The 26,217-nt window shown below is 48.7% G+C and carries 16 protein-coding genes; 11 read left to right on the top strand and 5 right to left on the bottom strand.

The features are described 5' to 3' along the window. Positions 1–93 precede the first annotated feature (93 nt). The 4 genes from E0E47_RS07005 (at position 94) to E0E47_RS17280 (ending at position 1,530) form a co-directional block, all read left to right on the top strand. Positions 94–342: a DUF4248 domain-containing protein gene (locus E0E47_RS07005; RefSeq protein WP_040603243.1), complete on the top strand. Its 249-nt coding sequence runs from the start codon at positions 94–96 to the stop codon at positions 340–342. 194 nt (positions 343–536) lie between these two features. After that, a complete protein-coding gene (locus E0E47_RS07010) occupies positions 537–968 on the top strand; it encodes an HU family DNA-binding protein (protein ID WP_008630150.1) in 432 nt (143 codons plus the stop codon). Between the two features lie 12 nt (positions 969–980). Continuing rightward, entirely contained in the window at positions 981–1,406 is a 426-nt protein-coding gene (locus tag E0E47_RS07015) for a hypothetical protein (RefSeq protein WP_008630152.1), read from the top strand. Between the two features lie 34 nt (positions 1,407–1,440). Next, on the top strand, positions 1,441–1,530 hold the full coding sequence (locus E0E47_RS17280; protein WP_021980856.1) for a smalltalk protein: 90 nt from the start codon (positions 1,441–1,443) through the stop codon (positions 1,528–1,530). A gap of 100 nt (positions 1,531–1,630) precedes the next feature. Here E0E47_RS17280 and E0E47_RS07020 read toward each other — a convergent pair whose 3' ends face one another. The 4 genes from E0E47_RS07020 to E0E47_RS17285 all read right to left on the bottom strand — a co-directional run bounded on the left by E0E47_RS07020 (position 1,631) and on the right by E0E47_RS17285 (position 17,454). After that, the gene (locus E0E47_RS07020) at positions 1,631–5,323 is read right to left on the bottom strand and encodes a hypothetical protein (RefSeq protein ID WP_130893297.1); all 3,693 of its coding nucleotides are present in this window, start codon (positions 5,321–5,323) and stop codon (positions 1,631–1,633) included. A 233-nt stretch (positions 5,324–5,556) separates the two neighbouring features. Continuing rightward, positions 5,557–9,210, bottom strand: a complete 3,654-nt coding sequence (locus E0E47_RS07025; RefSeq protein ID WP_130893298.1) for a hypothetical protein — start codon at positions 9,208–9,210, stop codon at positions 5,557–5,559. Positions 9,211–9,883: 673 nt separating this feature from the next. Further along, positions 9,884–13,609 carry a hypothetical protein gene (locus E0E47_RS07035; protein WP_130893300.1) on the bottom strand — a complete coding sequence of 1,242 codons (3,726 nt, stop codon included), beginning with the start codon at positions 13,607–13,609 and terminating at the stop codon, positions 9,884–9,886. A 191-nt stretch (positions 13,610–13,800) separates the two neighbouring features. After that, positions 13,801–17,454, bottom strand: a complete 3,654-nt coding sequence (locus E0E47_RS17285; RefSeq protein WP_232038364.1) for a hypothetical protein — start codon at positions 17,452–17,454, stop codon at positions 13,801–13,803. Positions 17,455–17,610: 156 nt separating this feature from the next. Here E0E47_RS17285 and E0E47_RS07045 point away from each other — a divergent pair, with 156 nt between their 5' ends. Beyond that, positions 17,611–18,036 carry a BT0820 family HAD-type phosphatase gene (locus E0E47_RS07045; RefSeq protein WP_008630162.1) on the top strand — a complete coding sequence of 142 codons (426 nt, stop codon included), beginning with the start codon at positions 17,611–17,613 and terminating at the stop codon, positions 18,034–18,036. 44 nt (positions 18,037–18,080) lie between these two features. Here E0E47_RS07045 and E0E47_RS07050 read toward each other — a convergent pair whose 3' ends face one another. Continuing rightward, positions 18,081–20,615 carry a GumC family protein gene (locus tag E0E47_RS07050; protein ID WP_130893301.1) on the bottom strand — a complete coding sequence of 845 codons (2,535 nt, stop codon included), beginning with the start codon at positions 20,613–20,615 and terminating at the stop codon, positions 18,081–18,083. A 205-nt stretch (positions 20,616–20,820) separates the two neighbouring features. Here E0E47_RS07050 and E0E47_RS07055 point away from each other — a divergent pair, with 205 nt between their 5' ends. The 6 genes from E0E47_RS07055 to rny all read left to right on the top strand — a co-directional run bounded on the left by E0E47_RS07055 (position 20,821) and on the right by rny (position 26,161). Beyond that, complete coding sequence (locus E0E47_RS07055; protein ID WP_130893302.1) at positions 20,821–22,227, top strand: undecaprenyl-phosphate glucose phosphotransferase; 1,407 nt, start codon at positions 20,821–20,823, stop codon at positions 22,225–22,227. A gap of 20 nt (positions 22,228–22,247) precedes the next feature. Next, positions 22,248–23,138 (top strand): glucose-1-phosphate thymidylyltransferase RfbA, encoded by an 891-nt coding sequence (gene rfbA / locus E0E47_RS07060; protein WP_118146889.1) that lies wholly within the window; start codon positions 22,248–22,250, stop codon positions 23,136–23,138. Between the two features lie 88 nt (positions 23,139–23,226). Continuing rightward, positions 23,227–23,862 carry a hypothetical protein gene (locus E0E47_RS07065; RefSeq protein WP_130893303.1) on the top strand — a complete coding sequence of 212 codons (636 nt, stop codon included), beginning with the start codon at positions 23,227–23,229 and terminating at the stop codon, positions 23,860–23,862. 54 nt (positions 23,863–23,916) lie between these two features. Next, on the top strand, positions 23,917–24,210 hold the full coding sequence (locus tag E0E47_RS07070; RefSeq protein WP_008630174.1) for a hypothetical protein: 294 nt from the start codon (positions 23,917–23,919) through the stop codon (positions 24,208–24,210). Positions 24,211–24,216: 6 nt separating this feature from the next. Continuing rightward, the gene (locus E0E47_RS07075; RefSeq protein ID WP_008630175.1) at positions 24,217–24,519 is read left to right on the top strand and encodes a cell division protein ZapA; all 303 of its coding nucleotides are present in this window, start codon (positions 24,217–24,219) and stop codon (positions 24,517–24,519) included. 112 nt (positions 24,520–24,631) lie between these two features. Continuing rightward, entirely contained in the window at positions 24,632–26,161 is a 1,530-nt protein-coding gene (gene rny, locus E0E47_RS07080; protein WP_130893304.1) for a ribonuclease Y, read from the top strand. Positions 26,162–26,217: the final 56 nt, after the last annotated feature.

Consider the following 26,217-nt stretch of genomic DNA (forward strand, 5'->3'; position numbering starts at 1 on the left):
GCAAGTGACACATTAACCGGAAACATGAAATACATCCGGCCTCCCAAGCCGGATTTTACAACCATTTTATTAACTAACAAATACAAATGTATCATGAAAAAGAATTTGTACGACGTGACGAGACTGGCAACTTTGTATTTTCCCGACTCCACCGAACGGAACGCGAGACGGAGGTTGTTCAAAGTATTACGGGCCGAACGCGACCTGTGGGCACGCCTCACGGCACTGCACTTCGGTGTCTGGCAACGGAGCTTTACACCCCGCCAATACGAAATGGTCATCGACATCCTCGGCAAACCGGAGGAGACGGACGACGACTTCCGCGAGTGGCCGCACGAATAGGCCGGCCATCCATAGGCAGGAAGCACCTTGGAAAACAGGCGAAAATGCACATTTTCAAGCGGAAACCGACGGAAACGTGCACGAACGTGCAATAATGCACACCCCTGTTTTCGGGGATACCTACCTTTGCATTGTCATCCGGATGACAAGAGAGTTACAAAATCAAAAAACAAACTTTTAAAAACAAAAACATTATGAATTACAAAGTCATCGAACGCAAAGACCCGCGCAACCCGGAAGCACCGGGCAAGTATTACGGTTTCATCGTCAACCTCTCCAAAATCGGAATCGAGGAGATTGCCACACGCATCAGCAGCTCCTGTACCGTCACGCGGCACGATTGCCTGGCCGTACTGTCGGCCTTGCAGGAACAGATCATCTATGCCTTGCAAGAAGGCAAGCGTGTCCATTTGGGCGACATCGGCAGCTTCCGTACCGTGGCCAACGGTTTGGGTAGCGACACAGCTGAAAAGTACGACTCGGCCTATATTACCAAGCTCCGCGTCTGCTTCACGCCTAACGCCAAGCTCAAAAAAGCCATGTCGCTCGACAACAAGGCTTTCACGCTCGAACGGGTGGACTTCGCGACCGAAGAGGACAGCGACGAGGAAGAAGGCGGCATCTAAATCCGTAAAGGAATGGAAAAGCTGAACAAGCAAAGAGGGTTGCGCAACTGCAACCCTCTCAATATCCGACGCACGGCAGACCTGTGGCAAGGCCTGGCCGAACGGCAACCCGACCCGGAGTTCTTCACGTTCAGGAGCATGCCGTGGGGATACCGTGCGGCCTTCATCGTGCTGCGCACCTATTGCCACAAATACGGCCTGCGCACGGTACGCGACATCATTGCCCGATGGGCACCGCCCGAAGACGGTAACGACACGGAAAACTACGCCCGTAAGGTATGTGCGCTGACCGGCTTCCCTCCGGACAAATGCCTCAATCCGTACGACCCTTCGCACATGGCACCGTTGGTGGCGGCCATGAGCCGGGTGGAATGCGGGGTGAAGCCCTCCATGAGCCAGATAAAAGAAGGTTGGTCGCTCTATATGGGCACGGACTGACCGCAATAGTTTAACTTCTAAAACATCAATGCCTATGAACAAAACAGTTTGGAACACCTTGCTTAATGTAATCATTGCCGTGGCCAGTGCCATCCTTGGCGCCATCGGCGGGTCGGCGATGTAACGTACAGCCTGAATGACCAAAAAGGGAAGACGAAATCACTTCGTCCTCCCTTCCAATCTAATCTATGAACCTATTTTTATTGATATATCATAACGGTGGCTCAACGCACCATTACTTTCACGGATTTAGTCGTGCCGTCGCTCATCTTATCCTGACGGATGTAGATGCCGCGCTGCTTCGGTTCAGCCACACGCACGCCGTTGATGGTGTACCATGCGGAACTTACCACGGTTGCCTTGCCGTCGGCCACAGTCTCTTCTACAGAAGATACGAAATCATCCGGCTTGTTGGCATCGCCATCACCATAGTACAACAGCTTGAAGTTATCGAAACAAGTCCAGTCATTCGTTATCTTACCGGTCTTGCGTACGCCCAATACAGGCTCCTCGCCCTCCTCTACACGGAAGCTGAAGTTGCCTTCATAGGCCCCGTCTTCAAAGGCTGCCTTTGCGCCGTTCACACCGTTCACGATGCAATGGTACAGCAAGTCCGTCATATCCGGGAACAGAGAATCCGGCAGCACTACATCGCCGCTGTCGTACTTATATTCCTTTACATTATCGAAAATAGAAGCCAACTTATTCGTCCAATTGGTCTCTTTTCCTTTCAAATAAACCTCGGCATTCAACGTTTCGCTCTCATTGTCCCGGCGAGCCACTGCTGCATCTATATAGCCGCCCGCACGATAGAAGCCATTGTAAACCACACGGTAGTAACCGGCAGGCATGTTGTAAAGCGTCTGGTGGATTTCACTACTGTCATTGAACATTTCGTAATTCAATGCACTGGTCACCTTGCTGGAAGGTCCGTCCTCAATACTTGCATTGACCCAACCGTCTGCGGCACGCACGTCTTCCCATTCATTCTTATCGGCATTGAACTTCTTGCTTTGGAAGCTCGGGCACATAATCAAGTTAGTGGCATCCACCGGCTTATCCTTAGTTGCTTCAGAGAAATTAACCTTACCACTCATCATCTTGGTATAAGCCTTGTCAAGCTTGACATTATAGTCGGCTATTTCTTCCATGGAAGCAAAAATACCGTCACCACTTATCTTCTCGTCTATTTCCAATACTACATCATCAAGTTCTGCATAACCTTCCGTATCGGCATAGTCTTCATAACTTCCTTCTCCTGAAGAACCCAACTTATCCGCATGATTATCGTTTTTCGTTTCCAATGCAGTAGCTGCATCAATGGCTTCCTGACCAGCTTCCATAGCCGCATTCAAAGCTTCGCTATGTTCCTTATAAGTTTCAGGAGTCAGGTTATCTACTACAGCCGTAGCCGCCTCGATAGCTTTATTCAAACCATCCTTGGCTTCTTGGGTGGTCAACGCTTCCTTATTCAACAGTTCTTGAGCATTTCCGATCAAAGCTTCCATGGCAGACTTCGCACCGCTCATGTCATCTGCACCCAAATAAGTAACCTGGAAGTTATCAAACAACGTCCAATATGCGGTCAAAGACTCCGGAGCCGTCGGCATCTTCACACCGAAACGCAGTTTTCCGTCTTCACCCACATAACACTTCACAGTCATCAGATAGCTCGTACCATCGGCCATAATCAGCTCAGCACTCTTCTTGCCGTTGCAGACATATTTGCCTTCCAAGTCCGCACCTCCGGCTGTCAACTGTGCACAATCCTCACCGATGTTTTCATCTTGCAAACCGTCGGCCACATGCGGAAGCTTGGCCATTCCGTCGTTTCCATACACGTATGCCAACACGTCGTTGGTGGCATCTCCTTCTACGCCCCAGGCAGCCGACCAAGTGGCATTTCCCGCCGGACGATAGAAACCCTGCACACTGACCTCGTAAGTACCCGCCGGCAAGCCGTTAACTTCCTGGTACACATCGAAAGCCTGCTCGTAGCATTCGGCCACGTTGTTCCCGTATTTCAAACCATCGTTGTTTGGTCCGCCCAACTTCTCGTAAGTCCATCCATTGGTATTACCTGTAAAGTTCGGATTCGTCAACAGGCCGGTTACGTTATCCGTATCGCCTGTTTCCAAAGCATCCAAAATACAAGCTTTCCAAATCCGGTCGGCACGCGGTTGGATACTGTCTACTTCCGTCGGGTCAAAAGTACCTTGGTTATAAGCTTCTTCCAAACCAACCAAGTACTCCTCATAATCAAGAAAATCTTGGTCTGCATATATGGATTCATCCCATGCCACAGACAAGTCGTTTGTCTTTGTCGTCAATGTCTGATAAGCAGCAACATCTGATACCAAACTATCCATACGAAGCTGCAAAGATTTGGCAATGGATTGCAAAGAATCGTCTTTGACCTCGTCATTAGCCACAGCCGCCTTTGCCAAGGCTATCATCTCCTCATATTTCTTATCACCTTCCTTACTATGCTTCTTGAGGCTTATTTCTTCCTTATATTGCTTCTCGGCCTCTGTGATATTTTGGTTCAAAGCATCGCGCATCGTAATAGCACCCGCCTTACCCATATATTGCAATGTGAAATAACCTACAGCCGACCAACCGTCCTTACTGCCCTCGGAACGCATACCGACAGTAGCCGTGCCGCCGATTACAGAAAAGTCTACAGTATAAGGTGCTGCATAAGGCGTGCCGTCCGGTGACGGTACATCAGCCTCTTTCTTGCTTTCGCCGGCCACCGTCTTGGCATACAAGAAAAGACCTTTCGGACCACCGTTCTCAGCCGTCTGCTGCGTCATGATGTAAGCCTTCAAACGATATTTTCCGTCAGGCAGTTCACTCAAAGACTGCTCTATATAATAATCTCCCGTAGGAGGTGTGGCTATCCATCTTTCAAAGAAAGTACGGAAATCGAAACCGTCTGACGTTCCAATCTCCCCCTCTTTCTTTGTCACGACACCAAAATTATTATTGTTGTTGGCCCGCCAAGAAGTCCACCCATTGGAACCATCGCCAAACGAAGCGTTCGTAATCTTAGCCGTCAAATCTGCGGGAGTAGCCTCTGAAGCCGAACTGTATTTGAATTCCAACACGGCATCCTTCAGTTCCTCTGCAGCCTCTTCTATCTGTTCCACCGTAGCATCAGCACTCTCATACAATTCCTTGTACTTCGCATAATCCGTATATCCGGCCTCATCGGCAGCTTCCAATTGCGGTTTCAGCACGTTCTTCTTGGCAGCATATACTTCGTACACTTCCGGCTCTACGAACTTCCAGTCGAACTCAGCTTTTTCATAACCGCTTGTTCCGGGCACTATCAAAGGATTGATAACCTCATTCCACGTACCATCCGTATTGGGATTTACTCCCATCCACGTATTCTTATAAGCGGCATTTTCGGTTTTATTGGTACCGTAAGTAGGATCGTCCGCATTCACACGGATACGGTAAAGGCCGTTCCCCTGAGATACAATATCCCACAAGATGTGTCCTTGCTTATTGTGGTCTACGTAACATTTTACACCGGGATCCAAAAACACTTCATGGAAACCACCGTTACTCGGTGCATTCATCAGCGACAAACGATAAGATTCGGCAGCCGAATAATCGTTGGCATCTTTCGCATGGGTAATCAGCTCGTAATCGGGTCCATAACTCAATGTCACTTCTTGCCCCGTATTTGAAACGATGAAAGTGGTATTAAAATCCGCACCATTGGACATGAACTTCTCACTGGCCACATGATAAACGTAATACACCTCCTTTTGTCCACCCTTGATTCCCTCCAAGTCGGGTTCTACGAATGTCAACTTCGGATCCGCCCAATCGGCCGCCCATAAAGGCAATGTGGACGATGTGGCTGTGCACAAAGCCATCAATGCAAGTAATCTGTTTTTCATCTTCTTACAGAAATTAAGTTAATACTAATGTTTCGCTTTTTAATAGGATTTCTTATAAGTGGCAAATTTACAATAAATACTCAATCTAAAAAATAATCCGGATAAAAAAAAGAAGATAAGCCCCTATTTTTAACACAAAGGCAGCAAAAGCAAAAAGGAGAAGACGAAATCACTTCGTCCTCCCCTCCAATCTAATCTATGAACCTATTTTATTGATATATCATAACGGTGGTTTAACGCACCATTACTTTCACGGACCTAGTCGTACCGTCGCTCATCTTATCCTGACGGACGTAAATGCCGCGCTGCTTCGGTTCGGCCACGCGCACGCCGTTGATGGTGTACCATGCAGAACTTACCACCGTAGCCTTACCGTCGGCCACAGTATCTTCCACGCCATTCGGGATGTCGTCTGGACGATTGGCCTCGCCGGCCCCCAAATAGTACAGGTGGAAGTTGTCGAAACACGTCCAGTCATTGGTGATAACCGCGCCCTTTTCAACCCCGATGGTCACACCTTCGCCATCTTCCTTCACCTCGAAGCTGAATGCCCCTTCGTAAGCATTGTCCTCAAAAGCCTTGCGGGCACCGACCCTGCCATTCACGACTGTATGATACATCATATCGGGCATGTCAGGGAACAAAGAATCGGGCAAAACCTTATCCGAACTGTCGTAACTGTAAAGCGTCACATTATCGAAAATGGAAGCCAATGGAACGGACAACTTTTCGGAAGCGGTTTCAACATACACATCCACGTTCAGTGCCTCTTCCTTATTGTCACGGCGCGCCAAAGCAGCTGGCTCGGCATCCCCGGCACGATAGAAGCCATTGTAAGTGATCCGATAGAACCCCTTAGGTAACGCATACACGGTCTGGTAAAGCTTGACATCCTCGATATTGAACATCTCATAAACCAAATCTTGCGCCTTCAAGTCATTATGCACCTTGTTACATTCCCATCCGGCATTAGAGCTTACTTTCTCCTGCGTCTCGGCATCCATTTCCTCAAAGCTCGGATTGGTAATCATGCCCGTGACATCGAGCGGAGTATCCTTCGACGCTCCCTTGAAATCCACTTGCGTGGCCACCATCTTGCAATAAGCCTCATTCATGCGCTGCATAAAACTTTCAATCTGGGCCAAATCGACAAGCGAACGTTCGTCGATGGCCAACAACACTTCATCCGACACGAGTTCCAACAAAACGTCATATTCGTCTGTACCGGCATATTTGTCATACTCGGCAGTACCTCCTGCACCATTGAACTTATTGTCATGGCCTGTAGCCGTCGCCTCTAACTTGGCTGCTGCCGCACGTGATTCGGTTTCAAGCTCCATGGCCGCATTCAATGCCTCCGAATTGACGGCATACGACTCCTGGGTCAATTCTGCCTCCAAAGCCGCAGTAGCATCGGCAATGGCTTTCTGCAAGGCATCTTTCGCGGCCTTGGTGGTAAGCGTTTCCACATCGTCAAGCAGTACCTTCGCATCGGCAATCCGGGCCTCCAATGCAGAAACGGCCCCGGTCATATCCTCCGCGCCCAAATATTTCAACCTGAAATTGTCATAAGTAGTCCAGTCCCCGGAAAGACCTGCATCCTCAGTCATCCGCACGCCCACGCGTAATTTGCCGTCAGCCTTCACATAACAAACGAATTTGTTCTCGAAATGACCTTCTTCAAAAGCCTTATGCGTTCCTGTCAAAGCATCCAAGGCATACTTGCCATTCCTCAACTCATCGTTCGGCAATGACAATTGCACATCTTTGCCCCAACCTTCTGCCTGCATCGGTTCATCAAACACCTCATCGTAACAATGGTGGAGCTTTACGGAACCGTCGTTACCGTAAGCATACGCAGTAACCTGCGCCTCCTTGGCATCCGTGCCCCAAGCTGCCTGGCAAGCATCGTGCCACGTAGGGCGTTGGAATCCTTGCAGGGAGACCTCATAAGAACCTTCGGGCAAGCCCTCTATTTCCTGATAGACATCAAATGTCTGTTTATCATACATTTCACCCGTTTCCACACCTTGCCCGGAACCACCCTGCCATCCGTCGGCATTGTTGGTGAAATCCGCATTGACCAACAAGGGCGTGAAGTCCTCGATTTCCCCGCTTAAGGCGGCAGCCCTGAAGTCCTCCATGTAATAGCGGTCCATACGCGGTTGGACGCTGTCTATCAAAGCCGGGTCGAAACTGCAATCTCCCTGCTCCACCTTAAGCGTGTTGTCGATATAGTCCTCCAACGTAGGCCACGACATATCTTCGTATGGAGATGCCCAATATTTATTTTCTGCCTCAACCAACAACTGTTCCAGTTTGTCATACGCAGCCACGTCTTTGGCCATCTCGTCCATTTGCTTCTGCAAGGTCTCAATCAGAGCCGACACGGTTTCAATGTCCACGCTCGCATCTGCAGCCACTTCTTTGGCATGCCCGATAAGCTTCGTATAAGCTTCTTCACCTTTTTGGCTCATTTTTTTATTGGCAGACTTGTAAGCTTCGTAGGTCTTTTCTGCATCAGCAATGTGCTCCTTTAAATAATCCTGCATCGTCATGGCACCTTCCTCTCCCAAATACTCCAATTTGAAATTGTCCACACCCGTCCACTCGGAATTAGGATTTTCCACTTTCAAACCCACTGTGGCAGAACCGCCTATGACAGAAAACTCAAGCGTATAGGGTGCGGCATAACCTCCTCCGTCGGGCGACGGCACAGTGGCCTGCAACTTCACTTCTCCCCCCTTCGACTTGGCATAGAGGTAGCGTCCTTTCGGTCCGCCGTTATCCTCCTTCACATTCGTCAGGATATATGCGCTCAGGCGGTAACGCCCATCTGGTATATCATTGATTTCCTGCATAATGGACCAACTCGTTTGCGGAAAAGTGGCAGTCCAACGCTCAAAGAAACCTTTGAACTCAGTTCCGTCGGAAGTAGTTTGAGAAGAAGACTGTACCCCAAAATTATCTTGCCCACTGATGGCATCGCGTTGCAAAGTCCATCCATTTTCCCCATTGTCGAAAGCCGGATTCTCTATCACGTCAGTCACATCAGCCGGATGTTCTTCCGAAGCCCCGGAGAACTTAAAGTCGAACACGGCCTTTTTCAATCCCGCAGAAGCCGCTTCCACGTCCTCCAAAGTAGCAGCCGCATCCAAATATACCTTTTCATATTCTTCATATCCCTTATATCCGGCCTCATCCGCACTCACTAACCACTTTTTCAACACACGCTTTGCCAAAAGGACTTCGTAAGCCTCGGGAGTCACAAACCTCCAATCCAACTGGGCTTTTTCATTCCCGGCCATTTCCGGATTGATAAAGGCATCTACTCCCGTACGGGTCTCATCCACCAACCCCACATACTCCTCCGCGTGTTCGGAATTCAAACCATAAGTCGGGTCTTCGTCACTGATTTTGATACGGTAATTCCCGTCACCCACTGGAGATATTTTCCACAACATGTGTCCCTGCTTGTTATGGTCCACACAGAAGGCATTGTCCGACGGGCTATAATAAAGCTCATGACGGCCTGTATTGCTTTTCCCGTCCCACATGGTGAAACGCCATCCTTTGGCATTGGAATACTCTTTATCTGTCTCAGGGCGGTTGCTCAGCTCGTAATCGGTATCATAAGTCAGGTCCAACTTCTTTCCTTCATCCGCTACAACCACTTCCGTTCCCCAAGTTTTATTATAATTGCCACACGTTATGAACTTTTGGGTAGCCACGTGATAAACGTAATACACGCCCCCGCCCGTCCCATCGGTAGCCAAATTGGGTTCTACAAAATTCGGAATCGGATTCTCCCACTCTGCTGCCCATAAAGGCAAAGTAGATGAAGTCGCACCACAGAGTGCCATCACTGCAAGTAACCTGTTTTTCATGTTTCTTGAAAATTAAGTTAATACTAATATAATGTTTCGCTTTTAATAGGATTATTATGGCCGTAAAGGTACAACAAGTATTCAATAAAAAGAATAAAATGAAAGAAAAAAACCAAAACAAGCCGTTTTTTAACGTAATTAAGCCATTCTTCACCTCAATGGCAAGCCTTTTTGCCTGACAAAACATCCATAAAAAAACAAGCGTGCCTACCGGAACATGCGGCTGCCCCCATCACCCAAGAAGTTTGCAAAATACCCCTTCATCCTTCAGGTTATACAATAAACCATTATCATACAACACATTACGGCATGAAGGATAGAAGGGTCATCTTTCAGCCCCCTTTCTTTGCAGAAAGCGACAAAAATTTCTGCGCCAAATGATTTTCCGTTCTCAGCCGAACGATTTTCCGTTCTGCGCCAATTGATTTTTCATTCTCAACCGAATGCTTTTCCATCCTTTCCTCAACGAAATGAAACTTTGCTGAAAGATGCCTGAAACATCCTTCAGCTTATAACGCAAACATTATGAAAGGCTTAACATATATTCTGAAGGATGAATGGTGTTTTGCCCATTTCACGGGGGAAGCAGAGAAAAAGGGAGGACGAAATCGCTTCGTCCCCCCTTCCAATCTAATCTATGAACCTATTTTTATTGATATATCATAACGGTGGTTTAACGCACCATTACTTTCAAGGACCTAGTCGTGCCGTCGCTCATCTTGTCCTGACGGATGTAGATGCCGCGCTGCTTCGGTTCAGCCACACGCACGCCGTTGATGGTGTACCATGCGGAACTTACCACGATTGCCTTACCGTCAGTTACGACTTCATCTATATTTGTATCCAAAGCATCGTCGATGTCGTCCGGCTTGTTGGCATCACCGTCTCCCAAATAATACAGACGGAAGTTATCGAAGCAAGTCCAGTCGTTCTGGATCTTAGCGGTCTTGCGTACACCCAATACAGGCTCTTCGCCAACCTCCACACGGAAACTGAAATTGTCCTCGTATATACCTTCTTCAAAAACGGTTTTTGCACCGTCTACGCCATTGATAATGAAGTGGTACAACATGCCTTCTTCTTCTGGAGTCAACAATGTATCGGGCACAATCTTATCGCCTGTCGTGTATTTATATTCGCTTATGTTCTCAAAGAGGGAAACCAGTTTTTTGTTCCACTTGGATTCTTTTCCGTCCAAATAGACTTGGGCGTTCAAAGGTTCCACACCGTCACGACGGGACAAAGCCGCAGGAGTGATATCCCCCGCACGGTAGAAGCCATTGTAAACCACGCGGTAGTAACCAGCGGGCATGTTGTAAAGCTTCTGGCGAATTCCAGTGGTATCATTAAAGATTTCATAATTCAATCCACTCGTAGCCGTACCACCGGTAGCCGTCCAACCATCTGCAGACGAAGCATCTTTCCACGTCCCTGTTTTTTCATCATAGTTACGAGTCTGGAAACTCGGATTGATAATCAGACCTGTGGCATCCACCGGTGCATCCTTGGTCGCAGCTGAGAAATCAATGATACCGCTCACCATCTTGGTATAAGCTTTGTCAAGCTTGGCATTATAGTCTTCGATTTCTGCCATGGAAGCAAAGATGCCCTCACCGCTTATCTTACCTTCGATTTCCAAAACGACCTCTTCAAGTTCCGCAAAACCGTCCGTATCAACATAAGCGTCATAACTTTCTTCACCCGTAGAGGTTAGCTTGTCATTATGGTTGTCGTTTCTCTTTTCCAATGCGGTAGCCGCATCAATGGCTTCCTGACCGGCCTTGATGGCGGCATTCAAAACTTCCACTTGCTCGTTGTATACTTCCAACGTCAAGCCTTCGGACACGGCCTTGTTTGCCGATTCGATAGCTGCATTCAGACCTTCCTTGGCTTCCTGCGTAGTGAGAACCCCTTCCTTATTCATCATGTCCGTAGCTGTCGCAATCAAAGCATTGATGGAAGTCGTAGCACCGGTCATATCATCGGCTCCGAGGTATTCCACCTTGAAATTGTCCATCACAATCCATGCACCTAACCAGTCGTGAGATGCCATAGCGGCTTTAATCCCCACACGGAGTTTGCCATCCTCGCCCACATAGCAAACCACCTCATTGACATAACGGTCCGGAAAATTCCCAAAGGTCTCGGCTGCGGCAGCTACAGAACGAACCAACCACTTGTCTTTATATTGCGGATCATCCGTAAAGGTAATCTGCTCATAACGGTCTGCCGTTCCCTTTTCGTCTTCCGTCAACGGATAATCCATTATGTGATGAAGTTTCGCAGAGGCATCATTAGCCTTAAGATATCCCAATATGTCATTAGTCTGATCGCCTTCCATCCCCCAATTCTGTTGCCAAGAATTAGCGTTGCTCGAACTCGGCGAGTAGTACCCCTGCATTGTTATCTTATACGAACCGGAAGGCAGGTTGCTTATTTCCTGATACACCTCGCCATCCGTCTGTCGGGCATTCCAAAGCTCACAAACACCAGTAGAACTATGCTTGAAGTCTCCACTGCCTTCCTTCGTCCAACCATTCATGCCATTCGAGAAGTCCATGTTGGTGAACAGGCCTGTCACTGTACGCAAACCGTCTTCCGATTGCAAAGACTCCAACACGGCCTGTTTCAGAATCCGGTCTGCACGAGGTTGGATGCTGTCCACTTCGTTGGGATTGAAAGTGCGTTGCGCAAGCCCTTCAGCTAACTGATCCAAATAATCCTCATACAAAAGCAACCCCGCTTCCTCATACTCTGTTCCGGCGTAAGCGTCTTCCAGTTCTGCGGATTTTTGTGCCAAAGTCTTATATGCAGAAATATCCATAGCCAAGGAATCCATACGAAGTTGGACCGTAGTAATAAGGCCCATCAAAGCCTCGTCATCCAACTGTTCATTGGCCACCGCATCCTTGGCAGCCTTTATGGTTTCTTCGTACTTCTGTTGGCCGGACAAACTGAAACGCTCATTAGCCCCTGTATATTCCGCATATTTGGCTTCCGCATCCTTTATGTTCTGCTCCAACATGTCACGAACCGTAAGGGCATCGGCCTTACCAAGATATTCCAACGTGAAATTATCCACTGCCGTCCAGTTGGAGTTTGCGTTTTCTACCACCATACCGATTGTGGCCGTCCCGCCAATGACGGAGAAGTCCACCGTATACGGGGCAAAATAGCCATTCGCCTTGTCTGGATTCTCTATTGCCGGTTTGTCAGCTTCCTTGCGCACCTCGCCAGCCAATGTCTTGGCCATCAGGAAACGGCCTTTAGGCCCTGCCACATCGCCTTGAGCCAACACGTTGGTCATGATATAAGCCCCCAAGCGATACTTTCCATCCGGCAACCCCTGTAATTCTTGCGTAATGGACCAATTCGGTTGGTTGCCTTCTTTCGGATCAATCCAATACTCAAAGAAGTTCTCACATTCCTTACCATCACTGGCTACCATCTTATCGCCCGTCTTACGAACGAAATTACCGCTTGACCCTTCTCTCTTCGTTACCCATCCATCCGTACTTTCATTAAATGAAGGTTGGGAAATATATTCCGTCACCGGAATTGGATTGTCGGCCGTAGCCGAATTGTATTTAAATTCCAAGATGGCGGCCTTCAACTTTTCCACAGCTTCCAATATGTCTTCAGCCTTGGCATCGTTGTCGTTATAGAGTGCCGCATATTCCGAAAGCTCCGTATATCCGGCCACGTCAGCCGCATCCAACTGTTCCTGCAACTTCTTCTTGGCATTAAACGCATCGTAAACGTCCGGGGTGACGAACTTCCAGTCCTGTTGTCCGTTCTCAAATCCGGCCATATTCGTATCGAGTACAGGATTCACACCCGTTTCGCCTTCGTTCACGCCCATATAAGCATTCTTATACAAGCCACCGTTGGCATTCACACCGAACTTAGTGTCTTCGTCAAGAATCTTGATGCGGTACATACTGTTCCCTTGCGGCACGATTTTCCACAAGATATGCCCCGTCTTATTATGATCCACACAAATAGCCATGGAAGCCTCGCGGATGAAAAGTTCATGATAACCACCATTCGAAGGTGCGTTCATCATACTCAGGCGCCATCCTTTGGCTGTAGTCCTGTCCGGATCTCCCTCGGGACGACGAGCCAACTCGTAATCTTCACCATAACTCAAAGTTACTTCCTGCCCATCGTCGCCCACGACAAGCTCCGTACCCCAATTATTTTTCCAATTTCCATTCACCATGAACTTCTGGGTAGCCACGTGGTAGATGTAATACACGCCACCGCCCGTCTCGTCCTGCGTCAGATTAGGATCGGTGAAAGACAAGACCGGATCCGGCCAATTCTCGGATGCCCACAAGGGCATGGTAGATGAAGTCGCGCCGCAAAGCGCCATCAAAGCAAGTAATTTGTTTTTCATGCTTCTCGAAAATTAAGTTAATTATAATGTTTTGCTATACTTATTACGACAGCAAAATTACAAGAAGTATTTAATTAAAAAAATAATTCAGGAAGAAAAAAGCAGAAAAGCTCCATTTTTTAACAGTTTTGTGTCCCCACACAGCCAAAAAAATGTGCGGGGACACAAATAAAGCATCCTATTGATTCAAATCACTTCATCATGACCTTCACGGCCTTTACTGTTCCGTCGCTCATCTTGTCCCGACGGATATAAATGCCGCGCTGCTTCGGTTCGGCTACACGCACCCCGTTGACGGTGTACCATGCGGAAGCAACCACCGTAGCCGTTCCACCAACAAGTACCTCACCAATATTATCCACGAAATCGTCCGGTCTATTGCCATCACCGTCACCCAGATATTCAAGGGAAAAGTCGTCGATGCAAACCCAGTCTGCCGCTACCCCTTCATCCTTGCGCACACCGATTTTCACTGATTCTCCCTTTTTCACATAGAAAGGCTTATCCGCATCGTAATATCCCCATGTCATGGCAGCACGCATACCCAATCGGTCATTGGCCACACAATGGTATGTACGTTCGGAACCGGGGAACAAAGAATCAGGCAGCACTGCATCATTGGGAGAAAGCAAACCGTCATGCACGCACTCCATGAAACTTGGAAGAACGCCTTTAAAATCCGCACTTTCCGTTTGGGCATAAACATAAGCCAGTAAATTCTCCGTTCCGTCCCTATGAGCCGTCGCGGCCTGAATATTATCCCCGTAACGATAACACCCTTTGAGACGAATGCGGTAATAGCCCTGCTTCATATTATACAAGCCCTGATGGATATCGGCTTTCGTGGAATTGAAGAATTCAAAGACCGAGTCGGCAGCTGTAGTAACCTCTGCATCCGACTCCACGTCCCAACCGTCATAATTGAACACCACATTCCCTTCTTCATCTTCCTGTTGGAAAGATGGGTTCTCCAACAGTACGGTGACATCCAACGGTTCGTCCTTGGAAGCGGCAGAAAAGTCGATGGCACTCTGTTTCATCTTGCCGTAAGCATTGTTCATATCTGCAATGTATTGTTCAACCATCCCCACGCTCTCGAATGAACCGCCGTCGATGACGTCCATGACTTCATAAACAACATTCAAAAGCGCGTCTACATCATCCTGGCCATACGAATCATAAGAACCTTCATTATATGCCTGATCATGCCGGACCACTTGACGGTCCATTTCCTTCAGCAATTCAATGGATGTGCGGCCTTGTTCTATGGCGGCTGACAACGCAGCCATGGTTTCCTTGAACAACCGGGCTGAAACTTCACCCTTAACCACTTCTTCCGCTTCCAAAACAGTAGCCTGCAAAAGTTCCTGCACGTCCAACGGCATCTGGCTCCCGTCAGAGCCCACCTGTTTGGCTTCATTGATTTTCGCCTGCAAGGCTGCCACTGCGCCTTCCTGGTTGTCAAGCCCCTGATAAATGACCTGGAAGTTATCGAAAGCCACCCACGACTCATTACGCGTCACACCGGCAAGCCTCATGCCGACCCGGAGTTTGCCGTCTTCGCCCACGTAACAAGTCACGGTGTTGAGATAATTCCCCGGATTGGATTTAAACACTTCCTGCGATGACGCCTTGTCTGTAGGAAGCCATTTCCCGTTCAGGTTTTCGTCTGCCGTACCGGACACTTGCTCCCATCCTCCGACTTCCATCTTATTGTCATACGGCAAATCTGCGATATGGTGGACCGGGGCAGAGGCTTCGTTTCCAAACACGGAGGCCATCACCTTGTTCACTTCGTCTCCTTCAAGTCCCCAAGTCTCATGCCATACGGACGTGGTCGGAGAACTCGGGCTATAGAATCCTTGCACGGTGATTTTATAGAAACCTTCGGGCAAACCGGCCACGTCCTGATAAACTTCCCAATCCCGGCCATTCCAAACTTCGGTAATTTCCGTACCTTCGTTCTTAAAGTCGCCGTTCCCGGTCTTGATCCATCCGTCATTGCTCTTTGCAAAGCTCGGGTTGGCCAACAGACCTGTCACATTGTCAGTAGCCCCGCTCTCCATCATGTCGGCCACGTCCTGCCTAAACAGTTCTTCGGCGTATGCCTCTGCCCCGTCTATCTCCGCCGGAGCCATCGAACCGTCGTCATAGGCCCGGTAGAGTTTGTCCAAGTAATCCTCATAAGAAGGCAAGCCGACCTCACTGTAAGGACTGTCGTCAAGTCTGGCCTCCAACATAGGAATCACCACGTCGTTCAGTTTCTTATAAGCGGCAATATCCACAGCCAAGGAATCCTTCCGGGCATTCACCATCCGGATTGCGGCAGCCCAATCGTCATCCGCCAACCCTGCATTTCCCGCAGCTTCCTTGGCGCAGGCCAAGACTTCTTCATACTTCGCCTTGCCCGATGCCGAGAAGTGCGCATTAGCTCCTGTCTGTTCTTGCAAATAAGCCTCGGCATTTTTTACCGTACGGGCCAATTCGGCAGCCAGCCCGCCTTCGTTACCCATATATTCGAGCTTCACATTGTCTATACCAAACCAGTTACAATTGGTGTTTTCGGTCATAAAGCCAAGCGTCAAATCGCCGCCCCGGGAATAAAACTCCAATACGACCTTACGCGGTGCAGGCACGTCGGCACCGCCCGGTGCACCATTCTTTATACCATAAAATTTCACCGTATGCGCCTCGGCCCTGAACTTCTCGTCATATTTCGACGCATCAGCAAAGAGATACAGCCCCCGGGGGATATCGTTCAAATTACTTTGATTGTAACCCAAAGTCACGGCCGACAAACGGTAACGGCCGGAAGGCATGTTCCCAAACCTCTGATAAAGATGTATGGCACTGGTTCCTCCCGGTTTGGTCCACTTCTCGCAGAACTGGTCCATTACCACAGATTCATCATCCGGGTCCTGGTATTTGTCATTCTTCTGATGCCCTAATGCTGGAGAACCACCATCTTCAATCCAACCTCCATTGCCCGCATCAAACGAAGGATTGGCCAACAAATCGGTAAATTTGGGCTGTTCTTCCGAGGCTCCGGCCCCCAACCGGTCGGTCACGGCCTGTTGCAGTTCATCCGCCGCACTTTCCAACTCTTCAGCTGTGGCATCTGTTTTTTCGTAAAGCGCCACATATCCTGCCACATCCGTATAACCGTTCTCGCCGGCAAACTCCAATTGGGCCTGCAAAGCCTTTTTAGCCTGATAAACAAAATAAGCTTCGGGCGTAACAAACGCCCAATCGGTCTCTACCTTATCAAAACCGCCCTGTTCCTTATCAGCAAAAGGATACACCACCGTGCTACCGGGATTCACGCCCCACACGCCGTTCATCGTCACCGCATTGCCGGAAACCGTCCCGAAATCGGGATCCTGGTCCACAATCTTTATCGCATAATAACCATTTTCCTGCTTTTGGATTTGCCACAAGGTATGGCCGTCCGACCCGCAATCCACGTATGCACTTGCAGTACCGGTCACATAAATCTCATGAAAACGGTTGCCGTTGGACGGCCCGTCCAACATGTTAAAAATCCAACCTTTGCCCGGCACCTTCGGTTCCTGTACCAATAACGGAGGACGTTCTTCCCCGTAAGCCATGGTTATTTCCTGCCCGATGGAATCCACGCTCAGTTGCGTGCCGGAAGCATTACCGGCTGCAATAAACTTCCGGGTAGCCACATGATAGATGTAATACTTTCCCCCTCCCGTCCCGTCGGTTGCAAGATTGGGTTCCACTGTAACAATCGTGGGGTCGCCATACTCGGCGGCCCACAGAGGCATCGTTGAAGAAGTAGCGCAGCACAATGCCATGGCTGCAAGGATTCTGTTCTTCATTTCTCTACGTTTTTAAAGATTAATGTATAGTCTTCCTTTGACTCTTTACACGGTTTACGAACAAAGGCGCGAAAAAGCACAAAGGGAAGAAACTTTTTTTCGTTTTACCCGGAAAAAAACTATCTTTGCCACCAAAAACAATTTAAATTGACGAATATGATCATAGCCGTAGACTTCGACGGAACCATCGTAGAACACCGTTACCCTGAAATCGGACGTGAGATTCCCTTTGCAGTAGAAACATTGAAAAAGCTCATCGAAGACCGCCACCAACTCATCTTATGGAGCGTACGGGAAGGGCGTTTGTTGGACGAGGCCGTAGAATGGTGCCGCCAAAGAGGAGTAGAGTTTTATGCCGTAAACAAGGACTTTCCGGAAGAGGACACCGACAAAAACCGACATTACAGCCGCAAGCTGAAAGCAGACTTGTTCATCGACGACCGCAACTTGGGCGGACTTCCGGACTGGGGTACCATCTACCGGATGATCAAAGAAAAGAAAAGCATGGCGCAACTGTTACAGGAAGAATGGGAAGAAGACCAACCCGTGGCACAAAAGAAGAAAAAGAGATGGTGGTTTTAACCTCCATCCCTTTTTCTTTCCGTACCCTATATATAAAAAAGGTATCAATCCTTATCATCAAAATGGTCCTCACGGAGATAACGACTGCTTCCGTGCCGGGATTTTGATTTACTAGCGTGTGACTCCTTACCGTAACCGCCATAATTACCATAACCGCCATAGCTGCCATAAGAACCATAACCGCCATAGCTGCCATAAGAACCGTAACGGCCGTAACGGCCATAATTACCGTAACCGTAGTAATAACCATACTTGCGCTGTTGCAAGTCTACCCCGTTAAGCACCAAGTTCATCTTCGGCAATTTTCCTTCCTGATGAATCGTATTCACGATATTGAAATTACGTTTGAGAGAATAATCACACCGGCACACAATAAGAGTTGCATCAGCCAAACGCCCTAACAATAAGGTATCGCTCACCAGACCGACAGGCGGAGTATCGACAATCACCATGTCATACCATTCGCGGAAACGTGCAAAAGCATCATCCAAACGTTCCGAAGTAATCAGTTCGCCGGGATTAGGCGGAATCAAACCCGCAGGCAATACGTCCAGATTGGCATGCATGCCGGAATTGAATATCTGCTCACGCAAAAATCCGTCCGAACTGTCTTCCCCGGCCAAATAAGTCGTCAGCCCATGATGCCCCGTGACCAGACCGAACAACTTGGCCAATCGCGGCTTACGGATATCCAATCCGACCACCAAGACTTTGCGCCCCATCAAAGCCATACTCATGGCCAGATTGGTTGACACGAAAGTCTTTCCTTCACCAGGTATCACCGACGTGCACAAGAGTACCTTTTCGCTCTTCTTCATGACAAAGCCTAAATTGGTACGCAGGCTACGGAACGTTTCCTCCATCATGTCGTTGGTATTCTCCCGCACGACAATCGCCCTTTTTCCGTCCTTCAATTCCCCGGCCACGAAAATATCGCTCAAGACGGCCAAATCGGTCAGCTTTTCAATATCATTACGTCCTTCGATGCGATAACGCAACAAGTTCAGCAAGTATATCAGTCCGGCCGGAATGGCTATCCCTATCACCAAAGCGATAAGCGCCACCAGTTTCTTTTTCGGAGAAATAGGACGGATAGTACTTTCCGGCGCGTCGATAACCTGCGCCTTGTCCACCGTGGAGGCCAAAGAAATGGCGTTCTCCTCGCGCTTCTGCAACAATATCTGATAAAGTGCCGCCTTTACAGACTGCTGACGGCCTATATCGGAAAGCACACGCTCCTGCGTAGGCGCATTGGAAAGCCGTCCGACGAACAAGTCGTACTGTTCATCCACATTCCGTTTCTGCACCCGCAAGTTGTCATACACAGTAGAAAGAGAATGGCGGATGCCCGGATAAAGGGAAGCAATGGCATTCGTCGCCGATACCACAACGGGCGAGGACTCAGGTGCCGTTTTCAGCAAACGTTTACGCTCCACAACCTTGGCGTTATACTCGGCAATAATGTTATTCAAGCCCTGATCTGTCAGGCCAAGGTTTGCCGGAATAATCTCCATATTATTGGCCGGATTATCCACATACTCTTTCAAGGATTTCACTAAAAGCATCTGCGTCTGCAACTCTATCTGCCGCGTCTGATAGTTTTCTATACCTTTATAGGCAGCCTCGGCATCCGACATCAAGTCTACCAACTGGTTCCTCTTTTTATACATTTCCAAATCCGACTCGGTCGTACCCAGTTCCGCATCTATAATCTTGATACGTTTGTTGACAAAGGCTTCCGTCTTGAGAGCCACCTCATTCTTCACCTCATTGGCATCCTCATTATACACGCGAATCAACTCGTTCATATAATCTTCCGCCCGCTGACGTTGCGTATCGTTCTTCGTGATACGGGCTATTGTCGTCATCTTGCTAATGGGTTCAATGGAAGTAGCCTCCAGAAAAGCCTCTGCCATAAGCGTCGGACGATAAATGTAAACCTTCAGTGAACGGTCATCAAACACACAGGTAGGATCGGGGTTAGGCCGCAAAGACACCCATCCGGACAAGGTCTTCACCCTTACCGGAAGCGTCTTGACATTGGCTTCAAAACGCTCCTCCAACGCCTCGCCTTCTATGTGATAGCCCCCCTCCTGCAAAGGTTTGATTTCCAAAAATACCGGCATGGCCAACGTGTCCAAGTCCACCGAAGACATGTCGGCCAAAATGGGAGATGTACGGTAAAGTTCCTCGTCGCGCACCGTACCGTCAAACGCATAACGGACATAAAGCTTCAGGTTAGTCACAGCGCGCCGCGCCAACGTCTTACTGCTCAAAATTTCCACTTCGTTATCGAAACCGTTGCTGTTCGTCAAGATTCCCAACTGAGAAAAGTCGGCCAAAGCATTCCCTTGCATCCTGCTTTTATAGGGGTCTTCTTCCTTAATCAAGACCTCAGCTCCAGTCGAATAAACCGGAGCCTTGTACCTTAAATATAAAAAAGCGACGAAAAGACAACCGATAATGGATATGGCAAACCAATGCCAATGCAAAATGACCGCATCCAATATCTCACGATAATTAAAATCGGAACTTTGTTCTTCTACAGCATCGTTTGTTTGAAAAGTTTTGTTGGGCATATTATTCTTAATTATTCTCTGATTATTTCCATTCAAGCCACAAAATTAGAAATCTTTGACATACATTCCAAATAAATAAACGAAATAGTTCTTTATTTCGAGCTTTTTTAATTTTCAATCAATTTAAAAACAATATATTATTGTAGGATTCCATAAAAATATATACATTCGCAGTCACGTAACCAACCTTTCGAAGAGATAAAATATGAAAATTAAGAATCTGGAAGAATCCGGCATTGTAAAATCCGCCATCATCTGCAACGATATCATATTGCTGATGGCCAGTTATTGGTTAGCCTTTGCGCTGACCCACAGCTTCGCACTGGCTTTCAGCTTTCCATACGCCCTGAAAACAGAACTGCTCATCGGCGCACTGACCATTTTCCCTACTTTTTACATAGCCCCACCCGTATTCCTGAAACACATGGTGTACGGCAATGACATCTTGGGACGTTCAGTTTACACCGTATGCCTGCAAACGCTGTTCATGATAGCGGCTATCAGTCTGATACGGCGGATGAACGTGGCCGGCGAAGAACTCCTCATAGGGGCTTCTTTTTTCTTCTGCCTGCTGTATGCAGAGCGGACTATCGTGCACAATATCCTGAAACACAGCCGTTCGAAAGGGCATAACTTACGCTACGTCGTATTGGTGGGACATCCGTGGAACTTAGAGGACATTTACCATACACTGAACGACCATAGTCTTGGATTCAAGATTTTAGGTATCTTCACCCGTAAAGAACTTCCGGAAGACATGCACCTGAAAAATTTGGGAGACCGGCGGATGGTAATGAGTTACTTGCGCCAACACCAAGAAGTGACAGACTTATACATGGTGCCCGACACCGACTATACGGCAGAAACGGACGAGATATTCCGTTACTGCGAAGACCACATGATTCGTTTCTACGCCCTGCCCGTATTCATGGAGTTCCTGACCAAACGTATGGAATTGTCGCACTTAGGCAGCACCATGCTACTGAGCGTGCGAAACGAGCCGCTGCAAGACCCGGTGAACCGTGGAGTGAAACGGCTTTTTGATATTTTGACGTCCGGGGTGTTCCTATTTACCGTCTTCCCTATTGTGTACCTCATTGCGGGTATCATCATCAAAATACAAAGCCCGGGGCCTATTCTCTTCAAACAAAAACGGAACGGACTGGACGGAAAGGAGTTCTATTGCCTGAAGTTCAGAAGCATGCACGTCAACAAAGACAGCGACCGCCTACAAGCCACCAAGGACGACCCACGCAAATTCAAATTCGGTAACCTGATGCGCAAAACCAACATCGACGAGTTGCCGCAATTCATCAATGTGTTCAAAGGCGACATGAGCCTCGTAGGACCGCGCCCGCACATGCTGCTCCACACGCAGGAGTACTCGCGCCTGATCCGACGTTACATGGTGCGCCATTTAGTGAAACCCGGCATCACGGGATGGGCGCAAGTGCAAGGTTTCCGTGGCGAAACGAAGACATTGGACCAGATGGAGAACCGGGTGAAAGCTGACATCTGGTACGTGGAAAACTGGAGTTTCGGCCTCGACCTGCGCATCATGTGGCGCACGCTCGTGAACATGTTGAAGCACAATGAGGAAAATGCTTATTAATCACATATACATATAATATTATGAAAGGTATCGTATTAGCCGGCGGGTCGGGCACACGCCTCTACCCCATCACAAAAGGCGTAAGCAAACAAATGCTTCCCATTTTCGACAAACCGATGATTTATTATCCCGTATCGGTCTTGATGTTGGCCGGCATCCGCGACATATTGATCATATCCACACCTCACGACCTGCCGGGATTCCGTCGGCTGTTGGGAGACGGCAGCGACTTTGGCGTACGCTTCGAGTATGCAGAACAGCCCTCTCCCGACGGACTGGCTCAGGCTTTCCTCATCGGCCGCGAGTTCATTGGAAGCGACAGTGTCTGCCTGGTATTGGGTGACAATATTTTCCATGGAGCGGGATTCACCGGTATGCTGCGTGAAGCCGTGGCCAATGCCGAACGCGAAGGAAAAGCCACCGTATTCGGTTATTGGGTGAACGACCCGGAACGCTACGGCGTGGCCGAATTCGACAAGGCCGGCAACTGTCTGAGCATAGAGGAAAAACCGGCTTTGCCGAAGAGCAACTATGCCGTGGTGGGCTTGTATTTCTACCCCAACAGTGTGGTGGACGTAGCGGCACATATCAAACCATCGGCCCGGGGCGAACTGGAAATCACCACGGTGAACCAAGTCTACCTGAATGAAAGGAAACTGAAAGTAAAAACCCTCGGAAGGGGATTCGCCTGGTTGGACACCGGCACACACGACAGCCTCTCCGAAGCCTCTACTTTCATCGAAGTCATCGAAAAGCGGCAAGGGCTGAAAGTGGCCTGCCTGGAAGGTATCGCCTACCGTCAGGGTTGGATCAGCGCGGAGAAATTGCGTGAAGTGGCACAGCCCATGCTGAAGAACCAATACGGACAATACCTTATGCGACTGAGCGAGGAGGTTTTCGAGCAAGAATAAACTGATGACAGAAAACTGAGTTTTCGCTTGCCTCTGCACCTACCTTTTTGTATATTTGTACCCTGAATTTAACCGAATAAAAAATACAATGGGTATAATAGCAAAATTATTGGGCAAAGCTCCCCAAGAAGAAACCTCGCGAGTGGGAGGAATGGAGGACTTCATGACCCTCATCCGTGTATATTACCAAGCCGTAATGGCCATGCAAATGGGAATCAGCAATCTGGCCGTACTACCGGACCTGCGCATCTTTAAACAAACGCTGCACGTCCCCACGGTAAACAACAAGCTAGGCATCGGCGAGAGGAAACGTTGCCGCACCATGCTGATGGATGTCTACGGCATGGAAGAAAACTTTTTCAAGGAGATAGATGCCAGCATCAAGCGTAACTGCCGCAATGTGAACGACATCAAGAACTATCTGCTTATGTTCCAGGGATTCAGCCAAGACCTGATGATGCTCATGGGCAACCTGATGCAATGGAAATTCCGCATGCCTTCGATGTTCCACAAGGCACTGCGAGGCATGACAGCCAAAACCGTACATCAGATTATGACCAAGAACGACTGGCGCGATGACAACATACGACGCACTTGCGTCAACATCCGCCAATACCAAATGCGTTTAGGGTACAGCGAAGCATGGATGACCGAATATGTCCACCGCATCGTCCTTTTGGCCAAGAAAGAGCCTAAACCCAAAGACATGGACGAGAAAAAATAAAAAACGCTTGGGACGTTAAACGTTTTTTCTTAATTTTGTAACGAGAAGGCAGAAATGACAGCAGAAGAAGATGCATTATTACGGACATTAGAGGCTCGCGTCACTCAAATGGCGTTGGAATACAAAGCCTTGAAAGATCGTTATGCCGCGTTGTCGCGCATCATGGAAGAAAAAAACGCCACCATAGCCGCGCTACATTCGCAAGTCGACCGCCTGCAAACAGATTATGCCAACTTGAAAACGGCCAAGATGATCGACATCAGTAGCGAAGACATGAAAAACGCTAAGTCGAGATTATCAAAGTTAGTGCGTGAAGTAGACAAGTGTATCGCACTTTTAAATGTGTAAAACATCATGGAAGTAAGCGAGGACTTTACCATAACCCTGAGATTAGGACAGCAACCTTTGTCCATCACCATACGGCGGAAAGACGAGGAAGCCTACCGGGCAGCCGAAAAGCTGATTAACCAACGATACAACAGCTACGCAGCCCAGTATCCGGATCAGGGCAATGAAATTTATTTGTGCATGGCAGCGTTGAGCATTGCGCTCTCGTTGAAAAAAAACGAATTCCGTAACGACACACAGCCATTCGTCGACAGCATGAAACGCATGTTGGACACTTTGGATGAAACCTTAGGGACGAAAGCACAATAAAAACATTCATTCTACAGGAAAAACCACACGCACTGTTTCCCTTTCTCCGCACCATGCGGACGGGGTGAGCGGTGCGTGATTTTTATATTATTCATTATAAACAAAAAAAGATATGGTATTTATAATCTCCGTAGCTTGCCTCATCGTCGGATGTATAGCAGGATTCGCTTTGTTCCGCTATGTGGCAACGGGTAAATATCGGCAAATCATCGAAGAAGCGAGCAAAGAAGCCGAAGTCATCAAAGAGAAAAAACTGCTCGAAGTGAAAGAAAAGTTCCTGAACAAGAAGTCGGAACTGGAAAAGGAAGTGCAGCAACGCAACCAACAAATACAGCAGCACGAAAACCGCCTGAAACAACGCGAACTGAGCCTGAACCAACGTCAGGACGACCTGAACCGCAAAAAGGGCGAAATAGAAACCGACCGTAAACGGTTGGAAAACCAACAGCAAGGATTGGCACGCCGCGAAGAAGACTTGAAAGCGATGGAGGCCAAAGAGCGCGAAAAACTGGAAGCCCTGAGCGGGCTGAGTGCCGACGAGGCACGCGAACGTTTGGTAGAATCCCTGAAAGACGAAGCCAAGACCAACGCCGCAAGCTACATCAACGAAATCATGGATGAAGCCAAGTTGACGGCCAACAAGGAAGCCAAACGCATCGTCATACAAAGCATACAGCGCGTAGCGACGGAAACGGCCATCGAAAACAGCGTGACCGTATTCCACATCGACAACGATGAAGTAAAAGGACGTATCATCGGCCGTGAAGGACGCAACATCCGTGCATTGGAAGCTGCCACGGGCGTGGAAATCGTCGTGGACGACACTCCCGAAGCCATCGTCATTTCGGCATTCGACCCCGTACGTCGGGAAATCTGCCGCCTGGCCCTGCATCAGCTCGTAGCCGACGGACGTATCCATCCGGCACGTATCGAAGAAGTGGTAGCCAAAGTGACCAAGCAAGTGGAAGAAGAAATCATCGAAACGGGAAAACGTACGGCCATCGACTTGGGTATCCACGGCCTGCATCCGGAACTGGTACGCATCGTGGGTAAGATGAAATACCGCAGCAGCTACGGACAGAACCTGTTGCAGCATGCCCGTGAAACAGCTAATCTCTGTGCCGTAATGGCTTCGGAGCTGGGACTGAATCCGAAAAAAGCCAAGCGTGCCGGTCTGTTGCACGACATCGGCAAGGTGCCCGACGAGGAACCGGAATTGCCGCACGCCATCTACGGTGCCAAATTGGCCGAGAAATATAAAGAGAAACCAGATATCTGCAATGCCATCGGTGCCCACCACGACGAAATGGAAATGACTTCATTGCTCGCTCCCATCGTACAAGTGTGCGATGCCATCAGTGGAGCACGCCCGGGAGCACGCCGCGAAATCGTGGAAGCCTACATCAAGCGGCTGAACGACCTTGAAAACATCGCCATGAGTTATCCGGGTGTCACGAAAACCTACGCTATCCAAGCCGGACGCGAGTTGCGCGTCATAGTGGGTGCGGACAAGATTGACGACAAGCAAACGGAAAGCCTGAGCGGAGAGATTGCCAAGAAAATCCAAGATGAAATGACCTATCCGGGACAGGTAAAGATCACGGTTATCCGAGAAACCCGCTCGGTAAGTTATGCGAAATAAGAGAATATTTCATGAACATGATGCCTTTCCTTTCACCACGAGGGGAAAGGCATATT

This window comes from Paraprevotella xylaniphila YIT 11841 (assembly GCF_900683745.1).
Classification (GTDB): Bacteria; Bacteroidota; Bacteroidia; order Bacteroidales; family Bacteroidaceae; genus Paraprevotella; species Paraprevotella xylaniphila.

Coding starts and splice junctions, on each gene's coding strand:
- E0E47_RS07005 (WP_040603243.1), top strand. CDS start 94: ATGAAAAAGAATTTGTACGACGTGACGAGACTGGCAACTTTGTATTTT.
- E0E47_RS07010 (WP_008630150.1), top strand. CDS start 537: ATGAATTACAAAGTCATCGAACGCAAAGACCCGCGCAACCCGGAAGCA.
- E0E47_RS07015 (WP_008630152.1), top strand. CDS start 981: ATGGAAAAGCTGAACAAGCAAAGAGGGTTGCGCAACTGCAACCCTCTC.
- E0E47_RS17280 (WP_021980856.1), top strand. CDS start 1,441: ATGAACAAAACAGTTTGGAACACCTTGCTTAATGTAATCATTGCCGTG.
- E0E47_RS07020 (WP_130893297.1), bottom strand. CDS start 5,323: ATGAAAAACAGATTACTTGCATTGATGGCTTTGTGCACAGCCACATCG.
- E0E47_RS07025 (WP_130893298.1), bottom strand. CDS start 9,210: ATGAAAAACAGGTTACTTGCAGTGATGGCACTCTGTGGTGCGACTTCA.
- E0E47_RS07035 (WP_130893300.1), bottom strand. CDS start 13,609: ATGAAAAACAAATTACTTGCTTTGATGGCGCTTTGCGGCGCGACTTCA.
- E0E47_RS17285 (WP_232038364.1), bottom strand. CDS start 17,454: ATGAAGAACAGAATCCTTGCAGCCATGGCATTGTGCTGCGCTACTTCT.
- E0E47_RS07045 (WP_008630162.1), top strand. CDS start 17,611: ATGATCATAGCCGTAGACTTCGACGGAACCATCGTAGAACACCGTTAC.
- E0E47_RS07050 (WP_130893301.1), bottom strand. CDS start 20,615: ATGCCCAACAAAACTTTTCAAACAAACGATGCTGTAGAAGAACAAAGT.
- E0E47_RS07055 (WP_130893302.1), top strand. CDS start 20,821: ATGAAAATTAAGAATCTGGAAGAATCCGGCATTGTAAAATCCGCCATC.
- rfbA (WP_118146889.1), top strand. CDS start 22,248: ATGAAAGGTATCGTATTAGCCGGCGGGTCGGGCACACGCCTCTACCCC.
- E0E47_RS07065 (WP_130893303.1), top strand. CDS start 23,227: ATGGGTATAATAGCAAAATTATTGGGCAAAGCTCCCCAAGAAGAAACC.
- E0E47_RS07070 (WP_008630174.1), top strand. CDS start 23,917: ATGACAGCAGAAGAAGATGCATTATTACGGACATTAGAGGCTCGCGTC.
- E0E47_RS07075 (WP_008630175.1), top strand. CDS start 24,217: ATGGAAGTAAGCGAGGACTTTACCATAACCCTGAGATTAGGACAGCAA.
- rny (WP_130893304.1), top strand. CDS start 24,632: ATGGTATTTATAATCTCCGTAGCTTGCCTCATCGTCGGATGTATAGCA.